Genomic DNA, 15,168 nt, shown 5'->3' with positions numbered 1-15,168 from the left:
TAAATATACATAAAATAGAGGTATGGAAATTATTCCATACCTCTGTTTTATGTACTCATTAGAGATATGGAAATTATTCCATATCTTTATTTTGTCCATATTACAAAATTTTAATAGCTTTCTTTGGACATTTTTCCATACATAAATGGCATCCTACACACTTGTCTGCATCTACCTTATGTTTTTCTTTTAATTCACCTTCTATTGCATCAAACTTACATTGTTTTTTGCACACTGTACATCCCACACAAAGTTCTTGGTCAATAGTAACTTTCTTTCTTTTAGCTATATCACCTGATATTACTTTTGTAGGGCATTTTTCTACACATTGCATACAACCTACACACTTACTAGGGTCTATTTTAGCTATTTTGTTTTCAAATATTATTGCATCAAATTTACAAGCTTTTACACACATTCCACAACCAATACATCCAGCAGTACATTTTTCTTTAACAGCTTTACCAAATTCTTTGCTATTACATTCTACAACTATTGATTGGCTTTCTGGTTTTGTAATTATTATACCCTTAGGGCATGCTTCTTTACATTTTCCACAGTTAACACATTTTTCTTCATCTATTACTGCTACTCCATCAACTATAGAAATAGCATCAAATTTACAAACAGTCTTACATGTTCCAAGACCTAAACATCCAAACTTACACATTTTAGCTCCTGAATTTAAAACATTTGCTGCTCTACAATCAGATATTCCTTCATACTCATATTTATCTTTTGCACTTGAGCAAGTTCCTTTGCAAATAACTTTTGCTACTTGTTTTTCACCTGCTTCAGCACTTACGCCCATTATTTCTCCAACTTTTGCACCAACATCTGCTCCACCTACAGGGCAACCATTAACTGGTGCTTTTCCTTCAACTATCGCACTTGCAAGACCTCCACATCCTGGGAATCCACAACCACCACAGTTAGCACCTGGAAGTACTCCTAGTATAGCTTCCACTCTTTCGTCTACTTCTACAGCAAACTTTTTAGATGCAAAATCTAATACTATCCCGAAGATTAAGCCCATAACTCCTAAAACTAATACAGCTGTAAGTATCACTATTTTCACCCCTCTTTTTTATAGCTTTATAAGTCCTGTAAATCCTAAGAAAGCTATTGACATTAAACTTGCTGATATAAGTGTTATAGGGAAACCTTTAAACGCTTCTGGTATATCAGCTAATTCTAGTCTTTCTCTTATACCTGCGAATATTACTATTGCTAAAGTAAATCCAGCTCCTGCTCCAAATCCGTTTATTATTGTTTCTACTAAATTATAACTTTTTTGAACATTAACTAGAGCTATACCAAGAACTGCACAGTTTGTAGTTATAAGAGGTAGATAAACTCCTAATGCTTGATATAAAGATGGACTCATCTTTTGAATTACCATTTCAACGAACTGAACTATAGAAGCTATAACCAATATAAAAGCTATTGTTTGTAAAAATTCAGTTCCAGTCTTTACTAATAAAATTTGTATAAAATAAGTTATAATTGAAGCTAGAGTTAGAACGAATGTAACTGCAACTCCCATCCCTACTGCTGTATCAACTTTCTTAGAAACTCCTAAGAAAGGACATATACCCAAGAACTGAGATGTTATAACGTTATTAACAAGAACGATACTTAAAAATAAAAGTATTAAATTCATTTATTACACCTCCACTACGCTTTTTTACTTCTTAATTTATTAAATCCTGCAAATAAGAATCCTAATGTTAAGAATGCACCTGGTGGTAATATAAATATTAATACTGGTTGGAAAGATGCTCCAAATAGTGTCATTCCAAATAAACTACCATTTCCAAGTAATTCTCTTACTGCACCTATTACTGTAAGAGCAACAGTAAATCCAAGACCTTGACCTACACCATCAACAATTGAAGCTAGTGGACCAGTTTTAAAAGCAAAACTTTCTGCACGAGCTAGTATTAAACAGTTAACAACTATTAATGGTATATATATACCAAGAGCCTTATCAAGAGCAGGAACATATGCTTTTAAAACCATTCCTACTATTGTAACAAATGTAGCTATAATGACTACAAATATAGGTATTCTTATCTTATCTGGTGTGATTTTTCTTAGTAATGATATAACTAAATTTGCACATATTAAAACTGCTGCTGTTGAAAGACCCATACCGATTCCATTTATTGCTGAAGTTGTAACGGCTAGTGTTGGACACATACCTATAACTTGCACAAATGTTGGGTTCTCATCTATTAGCCCATTTTTAAATACTTTAGCTAAATTCATAATTAACCCTCCTTATTTATTAAGAGCACTATTGAAGACATCTATTGCAGCATTTACTCCTGTAGTAACTGCTGTAGATGTAATAGTTGCACCTGATATTGCTAATATTTGATTTTCTGCTGTTGTGCTTCCTTTTGCTACTTCAAGAGGTTCAGCAGTTTTTCCTTTGTATTGACCTTTAAATGCATCATCTTTAGCTTTTGCTCCAAGTCCTGCTGTCTCTGACATATTACCAATATCAACACCTGTAACTTGGCCATCAGCTGATATACCTACCATAACTTCAATTTCTCCACCATAGCCACTTGGTTTAGCTTTTAAAGTATATCCTACTACCTCAGAACCATCTAGCCCTTCATATACTTCAGCTATAAGACCATCTCCAAGGTCTTTATAAGTACTTTCCTTCATTTCTTTAAATTCTTTTGCTTCTGGAAGTACTGCTTTTCTAAGTTCATTGTTTGCTTGTATATTTCTTTGTTCTATTACTGGAGCTGTAACTTGATTTGTAGCTCCAAGTGCTAATGAGGCTATTGCACTTATAGCAAGTAAAGTTCCACCTAGTCTTACCATACTATTCATTATTTAGCCACCTCCCCAAACACTCTGTTTCTAACAAACTTATCTATAAGTGGTGCAAGACAGTTTACTAGTAGTATTGAGTAAGATACACCTTCTGGATATCCACCATACATTCTTATAACAGTTGTTATAAGACCAGCTAATACAGCGTATATTATTTGACCTTTCTTAGTCATAGGCGAAGTTGTATAATCCGTAAGCATGAAGAATCCACCTAACATAAGTCCTCCAGCAAACAGTTGATATATTGCAAAATTTATATTAAATCCACCTAAAAGGAATGTTAATATAAATACAGTTGCTATGTAAAATACTGGGATAACATAATTTATTATGCCTTTATACATTAGGTATACTCCACCTAATAATAATAATATTGCTGATGTCTCACCTATACATCCACCAATATTACCAATCATCATATCAGCGAGACTAATTCCATTGCTAGAAAGGTCTGCTAATCCTGCTGCTCCATTTTTCAAAAAGCTTAATGGTGTTGCAGTAGTAACTGCATCTAAATTTTTACCTATCCAGTTAACACCTGGTTGAGTCCAAGCAGTCATTGCTACTGGAAATGATGCTAATAAAAATGCTCTTGCAGCAAGTGCTGGATTGACAAAGTTACATCCAATTCCACCAAATACCATTTTAACTACTAATATTGCAAATATTCCTCCTACTAGACACATCCACCAAGGAAGTGATGCTGGTACGTTAAATGCTAATAATAATCCTGTTACAACAGCTGAAAAATCTCCTATAGTACTTTTATGCTTCATAAGTTTTTGATATAAAAATTCAGTACCTACTGTACCAAGTATACAAAAAAACATAGCACTCAATGCATTAAGTCTAAAGAAGTATACTCCTGCTACTGCTGCTGGAAGGAGTGCTATAATAACTTGTTTCATTATATATGAAGTATCTTCATTACTTCTCACATGAGGAGAAGATGATACTATCAACTTATTTTCCATCGTTTTTCCCCCTTAACTTTCTTTATTTCTGAGCAGCTTGCTTTCTTCTCTTTGCTCCTATTTCTCTTTTTGCTGATCTTATAGATTGAAGTAATGGTCTTCTTGCTGGACAAATAAATGAACAAGACCCACATTCTATACAATCCATAGCTCTATGATATTCAGCTGTGTCATAATCTTCCTTCAAAGAATATGCACTTATGAAAAGTGGTTGTAAGAATGATGGACATACATCTGTACATCTTCCACATCTTAAACAATTTTGAACATCTGGTGTACGTGATTCTTCTTCATCTAAACATAAAATCCCTGAAGAACCTTTATTAGTTGCTATTTCAGTAGTATATTGAGCTATCCCCATCATAGGTCCACCCATTATCACTTTACCAACTTTTTTATCTTCTTTAAAACCACCACATTGGTCTATTATTTCTGAGACTAATGTCCCAACTTTTGTTATTAGGTTTTTAGGTTCTTTGATACAGCTACCTGTTATTGTAGTAATTCTTTCTACCAAAGGCATACCTGTTTTAATAGATTTAGCTATTTGAGCTGCTGTGGCAACGTTGTCAACAACTGCACCTGCTGCTATTGGCAATCCGCCTGATGGAACTTCCTTACCTGTACACGCATAAATAAGTTGTTTTTCTGCTCCTTGTGGATATTTCACTTGAAGGCCAACAACTTCGATTTCACTATAATCTTTAGCTACATTTTGAATGGCTTCTATAGCATCTGGTTTATTTGTTTCAATTCCTATAAATCCTTTTTTAACATCTAATACTTTCATTAATGCTCTTAAACCAAATACAACATCTTCTGGATTTTCCACCATTAATCTGTGGTCTGCAGTTAAATATGGTTCACATTCTGCCCCATTTAATATAACTACTTCTGCTTTACTGTCTGGTGGAGGAGATACTTTTACATGGTTAGGGAATGTAGCTCCACCCATACCTACTATTCCTGCCTCTTTTATGATACCTACTATATCTTCTTTGCTCAAATCCTCTAACTGACCTTTTGGTTGAACACTTTCATGTAATTCTTCCTTAAAGTCATTTTCGATAACTACACATTGAGCTGAACCACCTGGTACTTCATGTTGTTCAATAGCAATAACTTTACCTGATACTGAAGAATGAACGTTACATGAAACGAAACCTTGCTGTTCACCTATTTTTTGCCCAAACTTTACTTCATCACCAACTTCAACAATAGGTTTAGCTGGTGCCCCTATATGTTGTTGAAGAGGAATGTAAACTATCTTTGGAGCTTGAGCTTTTTCAAGTGCCTTTGTGTTAGAGTACTCTTTTCTATATGGAGGATGTATCCCTCCCTTAAAAGTTAAGAGTTTCATTGTTTTACCCCCTTATCTATAAAAAAACATTTTTTCTGCCTTCTATAAGTATACTATATATATTAAAAAATCTTAACAATTGTTAAAAAAATATCCCTATTTTTATAATTTATTTTATAAATCAACGCCTCTTTATTAAGTTAAAACGAGGAAAAGGATTGTCTTATTAAACAATCCTTTTCCTATAGCTTTCTAAAGTCTAAATTTTCTGTATTTTATTTTATGGAATTTATGAACAAAGAATACTCTTGCATAGATGATAAAAGTAGACTTTTACTTACACTATATTTTTCTTCATTTGCTGCTTTTGAGGCAGTATCAATTTTTTCGTTTATGTTCTTTACATAGTCAATCAAATTATCTTTAAATAAACTCATTTCAGAATAATCAATTTTTTCAGCTTCTTTTGATATATTTTGTGATATTGCCTTTCTATTTGTCAAAATAGTATTATATTTTTCCATATCCACATTATTTTCATCATTCGACCAAAAACTTGATTCTTCTTTAAAGTTTGTTATTAATTTATTTAATTCTTTGGATATACTATCTATATAAGCATAATTACTTGTATATTCTAAAGATAGCATAGGTGCATCTAAATGAGATAAAAACGCATCTGGAAATACTTTTCTTATAGAACTCATATGTTTTCTAACTTCATTTTCATCAAAAGAAGAGTATGTTTGTATTTTTTTTACTCCATCCTTCTCCATAACTGAAAAAGGTATATCACTACTAACTAATGATGTTTGTATTTTTTTCAAATCGTCATCATTATCTATTGCAGCAACTTGGATAGTATATATATCCCATCCTTCAATAGTAGCTAATTTTACTTCTTCTGGTTCCTTGGTATTATTTACTGCTTTTTCTGAATTATTATTTTGATTATTATTTGAATTGGTTTGTGATTTAGATTTTTTTCCATTTTTTATGGCATTTAGTTCATCAGATATATCTTTATAAGTTATATCTGATGAACTATTTAGAAATGGTATTTTAGCTGATATATACTCTAACATCTTGCTATCTTTTATTTTTGTATAAGAATAATAGCCAATCAAACATAAACAAGCAATAGTTATTATATACTTACGCACATCTATCTTATGTCTATTATTATTAAATCCTCTGTATATCGTCTTTCTTCTATTCATTAGTTTGTCCCCTCCCAAAATTATATTATTAATAAAGTATATTTTTAAGAGTCTCAATTTATGAATAGAAAACTTATTTATTTTAATTTTTTAATAAAAATTATATCTACTAAGCAAATCGTCTTGCTCCAAGCAATGCTTTAGACCAATATGAAGTAGTCAAATTGTCTACTTTAACCTTATTAGGATTAGTTTGAGTTCCACTACAATGTATAAACTTACTATTGCCTACATATATACCTACATGGTTCGTTGCTCCATCTCCGTCAGTATCAAAGTAAACTAAATCTCCTGGTGCATAGTTACCCATAGAAACTGCACTTCCAAATTGAGCTTGCTCTCTAGAAACTCTTGGTATAGAAAGTCCAACTGAGTGTTTAAAAACATACTGTGTAAATCCAGAACAATCAAACTTATCTGGACCAGATGCTCCCCATTGATATGGTATTCCAATAAGTGTATATGCAAAATCTACTACTTTTGAACCATTTACAGTCGATTTATCTGAATTTCCAATAGATGAAGAATTTGAATTACTATTAGATTGGGAATTATTATTAGATGATGAATTAGAGTTTTCTTTTAATCCTTCAGTAGTCTCAGAAATATAACTAGAACTTACCCATCCAGTTGTCCCATTTGATAATTTTACTTTATACCATCCATTACTTTTAGCTTTTAACTCAACAACATCTCCACCATTTAATTTTCCGATTACAGAATAGCTTGTCCCAGGACCACTTCTTACATTTAAACTTACAGTAGATGTTACTTTTCCCTTCTTGCCTTCAAGTGATACTTCACTAGATTGATTTTTATCAGTGTTGTTATTATTAGTAGTATTACTTGAATTAGAATCATTTGTTCCAACATCTTCTGATGTTTTTGAGATATACTGACTACTAGCCCATCCAGTAACTCCATTTGATAGCTTTATTTTATACCATCCATTACTTTGTTCTAATAACTTTACTACATCTCCATTATTTGCTTTACCAACTAATGAGTAGTTTGTACCTGCACCACTTCTTATATTTAATCTAGAACTGACATTTACTTTTCCATTCCCACTAATAGATGTTCCACTTGATGTTGAATTATTTTGATTCGAAGTACTTCCAGATGAACCACTCGTTGATATGTATTTTGAACTTCCCCAGCCAACAACAGAACTTGACACTCTTACTTTATACCAACCATTAGATTTTTCTAAAATTTCTACAGTTTTTCCCTTATATAACTTTGCTACTTTGTCACAATCAGCACTTGGCCCGCTTCTTATATTTAAAGCACTAGCTGTCACAACTCCCTTTTCAAGAGCACTTGCATGTATGGAACTAACAGATACTGCTACTGCTCCAATCCCTAAAGCCGTTATAGCTTTCTTCACTACTATCACTCCCCCCAACATATTTTTATAATCATAAATTTGTACCACTATTATCCATTTTTAACAACTATATTTTAATGATAACTTATTCTATTATTAATTGTAAAGAAATTATAATTATATTATTAAAATTAATGATTCTTAGGAAGTATTTCAATCCAATAATTATCTGGGTCCGCTATAAAATAAATTCCCATACTTTCATTTTCAAAACATATACAATCTAAGTCTTTATGAAGTTTTTTTGCCTCATCAAACTCTTCAACTTCTAAAGCCAAATGGAACTCATTATCCCCTAAATTATATGGTCTATCCCAATCTCTAAGCCAAGTTAACTCTAATGTATGGCTAGTAATCCCATCTCCTAAATAAACTAGTATAAAACTTCCATCTTCTGCTTCTTTACGCTTTACTTCTTTTAGACCTAAAGCTTTATCATAAAAATTCAAACTTTTTTCTAAGTTAGTAACATTAAAATTGTTATGGCAAAAACTAAACTTCATTTTGAAATCACTCTCCAATTTTTACTTTTTTTATATTATATCATTATTATAACTTTATTTAAATCAAATTAAGTTAAAAATTTGAATAATACTACGTAATACTTAAGTAGCATTAAATTATTTAAAAGAATATGTCAAAAAAAGAATAAGTTCTATTAAACACAAGAAAAAATTGTACTCAAGTTATCTTGATTGTGTAAAATAATAGAACTTATTTTTTTAATTTTTATATTTAATTTTTAATTTTTTCTTTTATAATATAGTTTATTACTTTTTTTCTAATATCTTCAGCACTATAATCATCCTCTATTTCTATATCTAAAAGTTTTGCTATTGATTTCATATCTTCCCTAGTTTTTGACCTATAGCTTGATATCAGTTCATCTTTTATTTTCTCAGGTTCTAAAAGATATTCTTCATCTCCTCTTTTGAAAGTAACATATTTTTGAGCATATGAATTTCTATTATAGTATATATACCTTGATATTTTTCTTAAAATCTGATTATATGAAAGTCGCTTATTAACATTAAGCTTTAAGTACTCTGAAAAAGCAAATAGCTCTTTTTTTGATTTAAATAATGTTTCTTTTTTGATAGTTCTTGATATCGAAGTTACACTTTCTTGATATGCACACTTTTTTAACATTTTTAAATATACTCTATTAAGACCAATACTTTGATTGAATTTTTTTATATTATTATTAATAACTTTATCCAAATTACCTTCAAAGTATTTTTTTGCTCCTTTTTGTGATACATAACTCTCAAGTTCTTTGTGGGCCATATCAAGTATCATTTTTTTTAAATCTTCTTTATATCCTCTAGACTCCATGATACTCCCTCCCTTAGCTATTTATAGTATATTCAAAAAGTTTACGAAATGTGAATCTTTCTCGAAATTTTTTACTTTTTATGTATATATTAATTTAAAAGGGGAGATAATAGTAATGTAAAATCAAACATACTCAATCTCCCCCATTTTTAGACCTCTATTACTCCCCCAATAGAGGTCTTTTTTTATTTTATTATTTTTTATTCAATTCCTTTTAATTCAAACCCTAACTCTGCTATTACTTCTTTTAACTTATCAACTGATACATCATCTTTCATATCTACAGATGCACATTTATTTTCCAAATCTACATCTAAAACTTCAACACCATCTATATCTTCTGTTAATGCAGTTTTAAGGTGATTTACACAGTGTCCACAACTCATACCTTCTACTAATAGTTTCTTTTTCATATCAATTACCTCCTTATACCCTATAAGGGTATTTTATCACACAGTTTAAATTTTTTAAATATAAATTAGTCATTTAATTTATTTCGATTCATTTGAGCTTATATCTAAGTTAGAGATTCCCTCATATACATCAAATTCATTTGGAGTAATCTTTCCTTTTAGTCTACTATTGCTTACAATATAGTTGTTTCTAATAGCTAAACTTATAAATGTTGCATTATCCTTAACATATTTTTGTACATCTTTATAAGCTTTCTTTGTTTCAATTTCAGATGCAGAACTTGTCAGTGCAGACATGTATCCATTTAACTTATCATCAGTATATCCGCTGCTTGCTATTATACTACTTACATCTGGTACAATAGATAATTTCCATCCTACCAATGCCAAATCGTAATTTTTAGAATTAAGGGCACTTTCCATTTCTTTGTCGGATAACTGATTTATCGTATTGTTTATTCCTATAGCTTTTAGGTTTTCACTTATTATATGTGATGTTTTTAACCTCTCACTATTATCTTTATTTACTATTATTTTTAAATTCATTTCAGAAAGTCTTTTCTTTACTTCCTCTTTTTCTTTATTTTTTTTATCTTCAGCTTCTTTTTTTACTCTCTCAGCTTCTTCTTGTTCAGCCTTTTTTTGTTCTTCTGCAGTAAGTTTCTTTGTATTTTTTTTAGTTGATTTTTTTTGTTTTTTATCTACCTTATCATTTTTTGGATTCACTGCATTTATATTTGCATATTCTACTTTATTAAGATACTCAATCGCTTTATCTTTATTGTACTCTAAATCTTTCACATCACTGCTATAATATTTTGATTTTGAGTTAAGTGGAAAATTAACAGGAGTTGCATCATCCATATAACCTTCACTAATAATTCTACTTTTATTTATAGAATGTGCAATTGCTTTTCTAAAATTGACATCCTTAAAAAAAGAATTATTGTAATTAAATAATACACATTCATAATCTCTACCTTGATATTTTGTTATATTAAACTCTTTTTCTTGAAATTTGCTCAAATCATTCAGCGTAACATTTGTTATATCACTATCAAGAGCCATAACCATAGATGTTCTAGCACCTTCGTTAGGAACCATTCCTACTTTTACATTTTTCATAGCTTTAGGAACTTCTTCATAGTAATCCTTATTCACAGATAAAATCATTCCTTCTCTTTCTGTATATGATTCTATTTTATATTTCCCATTTCCTATCATATTATTATTTTTGTCATTTACATCTTTTGAATCTAAATGATTTTGAGATACTATTGGAAATATTAAACTATCAATAGAAAAAGCATACTTAGCTTTAAATTTTATTGTAAAATCTTTATCTGATTTAATATTTACAGAAGCTATATTTTTTGTAAATTCATTATATGGACTTTCTGCACTTTTTTGAATTAAACCAATTGTATAATTTACATCATTTGAAGTAACTTCTTTTCCATCATGCCATTTTGCATCGTTTAATTTTATATCTATACTCATTCCATCTTGAGCTATATTGTACTCCTTCACTAATTGAGGAGTTACATTATAGTTTTCATCTATTGTAAACAAGCCATCATAGATTAAGTTCATTATGTAGCCAACAGACTTATCAGTATTTGTTATAGGGTTTATAGTCTTAGGAGTCACCATCGTTAAGTTTATATACTTGGCATCTATAGAGCTCTGACTTTTAATACCTGATTCACTGCTACTTTCTTTTGTTTTAGTATTACTACAACCAACTATCATAAGAGTTATAGCTAAAATTACTGTTAAGACTTTTATTTTCTTCATTAGTTTTTCCCCTTCTCGCCATATATCTTATTATAATTTTTATAATTATTTTTTACTTTTTCTACATACTTTGAAGTTTGTTCAAAGGGTATATCATGTAGATTCTTTCCATCTTTACTATATTCATTATTTTCTAACCATTTCTTTACATTACCTGAGCCACCATTATATGCAGCTATTACTAAATCCAATGAACCAAATTCTTTATATAATTTATTTAAATACCAACAACCAATTCTTATGTTGGTTTCTGGGTCAAAAATATCAATATTTTCTAGATTCAGTTCTTCCGCTCCCCAATCTCTAGTTATGTCTAATATTTGCATTAACCCTTTGGCCTCTTTTTTTGAAACAGCAGAGCTATTAAACTTACTTTCTGCTTTTATGACACTGTAAACTATATTTTCATCTAAATTAAATTCTTTAGAATATTTTTCTACATACTCTGAGTATTTTTTAGGATACAAAAACTTATGTATTATTTTGCTTTCCATTAATAGTGCCCCAAATAAGATTATAAAAATAGATAGAACCAATACTTTCTTATTATTCACGCCAATTCTCCTTCATGTATTCAATAAATTTGTATACTTTATTCTCTAATTCAGTTATTGTTCCCGAATTATCTATTATATAATCACCATATTTGGATTTTTCTTCCTGACTCATTTGTGAATTTATTCTGCTAAGTGCTTCTTGTTTACTACAATTATCTCTCTTTTGTATTCGGCTAATTTGTACTTCTTGTTTACAAGTAACCACTAATAGCTTATCTACTATTTCCAAAAATCCACTTTCTACTAATATTGCTGCATCTAATATTACTATCTTTTCGTCTTTTTTTCTAGCTTCTTCTATATCACTTATTATTTTTTCTCTTATTATTGGATGTGTCAGATTATTTAACTCATTAAGTTTTTCTTCATCATTAAAAACTATTTTCCCAAGAGTTTTTCTATCTAAAGTTCCATCATCCTTTTTTATATTTCGACCAAAATGTTTAAATACTTTTTCTAATAACAACTCATCCTCAAAGATTTGTCTAGATATAATATCTGCATCCACTATAGTAATGTTAAATTTTCTAAATATATTCGATAGGCTGCTTTTTCCACAGCCTATCCCTCCTGTAAGTCCTAATATCAACATAAAATCACCTACTTTGTCTCATACCAAGAACTACCAACATTTAAATCTACATCTAAGTGAACATCCATATTTACAGCATTTTCCATTTCATCTTTTACAATCTTTTTAACTATATCTATTTCATCGTCAATTGCTTCAACTATCAATTCATCATGAACTTGTAGTATAAGCTTTGATTTCAAATCATTTTCTTCTAACTTTTTGTGAACATTTATCATAGCAATCTTTATTATATCTGCTGCACTTCCTTGTATTGGTGCATTCATTGCAAATCTCTTTCCTCTATTTCTCTCCATAAAATTGCTAGATTTTATTTCTGGTATATATCTTCTTCTGTTTAAGATAGTCACAGCATAACCATCTTCACTGGCCTTTTCTACTGTAGTGTCCATAAACTCTTTTATCTTATGATACTTAGCAAAATAACTTTCTATATACTCTTTTGCTTTTGGCACAGGTATATTTAAATCATCAGCCAATCCAAAATCACTTTTACCATATATAATACCAAAGTTTACTGCCTTAGCCGCACCTCTTAATTCACTAGTTACATCTTCCATAGAAACATTAAAAACTTGTGAAGCTGTTTTAGTATGAATATCTTCATTATGTTTAAATGCTTCTATCATATTTTCATCTTGACTCATATGTGCAAGAACTCTAAGTTCTACTTGTGAGTAATCGGCATCAACTAGCTTACAATTTTCATCTGCAATAAACACCTTTCTTATTTTTCTACCCATTTCCATTTTTATAGGTATATTTTGAAGATTTGGTTCTGTAGATGAAATCCTTCCAGTAGTTGTTATAGTTTGATTAAATGATGAATGAATTCTATTACTTTCTGGATTTATTATGTTTAGAAGACCTTCAACATAAGTAGAATTCAGCTTTACTATTTGTCTATACTCAGTTATTTTGTCTATTATTGGATGTTTATCCCTTAATTTTTCTAAGACATCTGCATTAGTTGAGTATCCAGTCTTGGTTTTTTTGATTATTGGAAGTTCTAATTTTTCAAACAATATAACACCTAATTGTTTTGGTGAATTTATATTAAATGGCTCTCCTGATAATTCATAAATTTCCTTTTCTAGTGTAGAAATTATTTCTTTAAACTCAATACTTAGGTCATCTAGTATACTTTTATCTACTTTTATACCTTCATACTCCATATGTCCTAAAACTTCCACCAAGGGCATCTCTACATGGTAAAAAAGACCATCCATACTCATATCGATTAAACTTCTTTCCATCATAGGAATTGTTTCTTTAACTGTGCAGATTATTTGCCCCATATACTCTGCCAAATCTTCAAATTCTAAATCTTCGTAGTTCTTAGATTTAACACCTTTACCTAGTAATTCTTCTTTTGATTTAACTTTTTTTGATAAGTATTTCATAGCTATAGCACTACAGTCATATGATGTAGATGAGGTAGAATCTATTAAATACTCCGCTATTGTTATATCAAAATTTATATTTTCCAAGTTTATATTATATGGCTTTAAAGATATATAATCATCCTTTAAATTATATCCAAACTTCTTGATTTCTTTATTTGAAAGTATACCATCTAATTTTGTTACTTCATCTGAATCTATATAATATATTTTTTCTCCATCTACACTTATAAAGATATATATTATATTTTTTTCAAGTATATTACCTTGTCCTCTAACAGTTTTTAAAATAACTTGTCCTTTTTTATTTACTTCATCTATAAATTTATCTATATCTTTTAATTTTAATATTTCTATTTTTTCTTCTACTTGTTCAGTATCATCTGAGTCAACCAAGTCAACTAATCTTGATAAAAGGCTTGTAAATCCAAAATATCTAAACTTATCTAAAAGTTCATCTTTATCATAATCGCCAAAAATCATACTATCCAAATTTACTTCAATTGGTACATCCCTTATAATTGTTGCAAGTCTTTTGCTTTGAATAGCTATTTCTTTATTTTCTTCTATCTTCTTTTTTACGCTTCCTTTAAGTTTATCTGTATTTTCTATTAAATTCTCTATACTAGAAAACTCTTTTATAAGTTTTATTCCTGTTTTTTCCCCTATTCCAGGTACTCCTGGTATGTTGTCTGATTTATCTCCCATAAGTCCTTTTAAGTCAATAAACTGAGTTGGAGTCATTTCATATTTTTCAATTACAGAGTTAAAGTCATATTCTTCAACTTCTCCTACACCTTTTTTTGTTATAAGAGTAGTCGTCTTATCTGAAGCAAGTTGAATGGCATCTTTGTCTCCAGTTACTATGTATACTTTATATCCATTATCCTCTGCTTTTTTAGAAACAGTTCCTATAATATCATCTGCTTCATAACCATCTATTTCTAATCTATTTATTTTAAATTTATCTAAAAGGTCTTTTAGTGGCTGTAATTGCTCTGCTAATTCATCTGGCATTCCCTTTCTTCCTGCTTTATAATCTTTATACTCTAAGTGTCTAAATGTAGGTGCTTTTCTATCAAAAGCTACACTTATATGTGTTGGTTTATATATATCTATTATTTTAAACAACATTGTCGTAAAGCCATATATAGCATTAGTTTTTAAGCCTTCTTTATTATTCATTTCTGGCAAAGCGTAAAATGCTCTATTTATTATTGAATTTCCATCTATTATAATTAATTTTTTTTCCAAATTATATCACTCCTAAAGATTCTCTATTTTTGTAACATATATATTATATACCAATATGCTATTATTTAATATTCCCA

15 protein-coding genes are annotated in these 15,168 nt (G+C 29.7%); all 15 read right to left on the bottom strand.

Annotated features, from left to right (window positions below):
- Positions 1–100 precede the first annotated feature (100 nt).
- The 15 genes from IC173_RS00430 to polA all read right to left on the bottom strand — a co-directional run bounded on the left by IC173_RS00430 (position 101) and on the right by polA (position 15,091).
- Positions 101–1,072, bottom strand: coding sequence for an RnfABCDGE type electron transport complex subunit B (locus IC173_RS00430; RefSeq protein WP_227434326.1), 972 nt, complete (start codon positions 1,070–1,072; stop codon positions 101–103).
- 15 nt (positions 1,073–1,087) lie between these two features.
- Positions 1,088–1,663, bottom strand: coding sequence for an electron transport complex subunit RsxA (gene rsxA, locus IC173_RS00425; RefSeq protein WP_054269663.1), 576 nt, complete (start codon positions 1,661–1,663; stop codon positions 1,088–1,090).
- Between the two features lie 14 nt (positions 1,664–1,677).
- A complete protein-coding gene (gene rsxE / locus IC173_RS00420; RefSeq protein ID WP_227434073.1) occupies positions 1,678–2,271 on the bottom strand; it encodes an electron transport complex subunit RsxE in 594 nt (197 codons plus the stop codon).
- 12 nt (positions 2,272–2,283) lie between these two features.
- The gene (locus tag IC173_RS00415; protein WP_227434072.1) at positions 2,284–2,853 is read right to left on the bottom strand and encodes an RnfABCDGE type electron transport complex subunit G; all 570 of its coding nucleotides are present in this window, start codon (positions 2,851–2,853) and stop codon (positions 2,284–2,286) included.
- Positions 2,853–3,830, bottom strand: a complete 978-nt coding sequence (locus tag IC173_RS00410) for an RnfABCDGE type electron transport complex subunit D (protein ID WP_227434071.1) — start codon at positions 3,828–3,830, stop codon at positions 2,853–2,855. The genes IC173_RS00415 and IC173_RS00410 overlap by 1 nt, the downstream gene beginning before the upstream one ends.
- A gap of 22 nt (positions 3,831–3,852) precedes the next feature.
- The gene (gene rsxC / locus IC173_RS00405; protein WP_227434070.1) at positions 3,853–5,190 is read right to left on the bottom strand and encodes an electron transport complex subunit RsxC; all 1,338 of its coding nucleotides are present in this window, start codon (positions 5,188–5,190) and stop codon (positions 3,853–3,855) included.
- 215 nt (positions 5,191–5,405) lie between these two features.
- Positions 5,406–6,350, bottom strand: a complete 945-nt coding sequence (locus IC173_RS00400; RefSeq protein ID WP_227434069.1) for a hypothetical protein — start codon at positions 6,348–6,350, stop codon at positions 5,406–5,408.
- Positions 6,351–6,459: 109 nt separating this feature from the next.
- The gene (locus tag IC173_RS00395) at positions 6,460–7,740 is read right to left on the bottom strand and encodes a C40 family peptidase (protein WP_227482182.1); all 1,281 of its coding nucleotides are present in this window, start codon (positions 7,738–7,740) and stop codon (positions 6,460–6,462) included.
- A gap of 131 nt (positions 7,741–7,871) precedes the next feature.
- On the bottom strand, positions 7,872–8,243 hold the full coding sequence (locus IC173_RS00390; protein ID WP_227434067.1) for a VOC family protein: 372 nt from the start codon (positions 8,241–8,243) through the stop codon (positions 7,872–7,874).
- Between the two features lie 232 nt (positions 8,244–8,475).
- Positions 8,476–9,075, bottom strand: coding sequence for a hypothetical protein (locus IC173_RS00385; protein ID WP_227434066.1), 600 nt, complete (start codon positions 9,073–9,075; stop codon positions 8,476–8,478).
- 200 nt (positions 9,076–9,275) lie between these two features.
- Entirely contained in the window at positions 9,276–9,488 is a 213-nt protein-coding gene (locus IC173_RS00380) for a heavy-metal-associated domain-containing protein (protein WP_227434065.1), read from the bottom strand.
- A gap of 78 nt (positions 9,489–9,566) precedes the next feature.
- On the bottom strand, positions 9,567–11,285 hold the full coding sequence (locus IC173_RS00375) for an ABC transporter substrate-binding protein (RefSeq protein ID WP_227855007.1): 1,719 nt from the start codon (positions 11,283–11,285) through the stop codon (positions 9,567–9,569).
- Positions 11,285–11,839, bottom strand: coding sequence for a lytic transglycosylase domain-containing protein (locus IC173_RS00370; protein ID WP_227434063.1), 555 nt, complete (start codon positions 11,837–11,839; stop codon positions 11,285–11,287). Before IC173_RS00370 ends, IC173_RS00375 begins: the two co-directional genes overlap by 1 nt.
- Positions 11,832–12,434 carry a dephospho-CoA kinase gene (coaE, locus tag IC173_RS00365; protein ID WP_227834670.1) on the bottom strand — a complete coding sequence of 201 codons (603 nt, stop codon included), beginning with the start codon at positions 12,432–12,434 and terminating at the stop codon, positions 11,832–11,834. Before coaE ends, IC173_RS00370 begins: the two co-directional genes overlap by 8 nt.
- 8 nt (positions 12,435–12,442) lie before the next feature.
- Positions 12,443–15,091 carry a DNA polymerase I gene (polA, locus tag IC173_RS00360; protein WP_227482181.1) on the bottom strand — a complete coding sequence of 883 codons (2,649 nt, stop codon included), beginning with the start codon at positions 15,089–15,091 and terminating at the stop codon, positions 12,443–12,445.
- Positions 15,092–15,168: the final 77 nt, after the last annotated feature.

The organism is Clostridioides sp. ES-S-0048-02 (assembly GCF_020658495.1).
In the GTDB taxonomy this organism is placed as follows: domain Bacteria; phylum Bacillota; class Clostridia; order Peptostreptococcales; family Peptostreptococcaceae; genus Clostridioides.
This window is presented reverse-complemented; position numbering and strand designations above follow the sequence as displayed.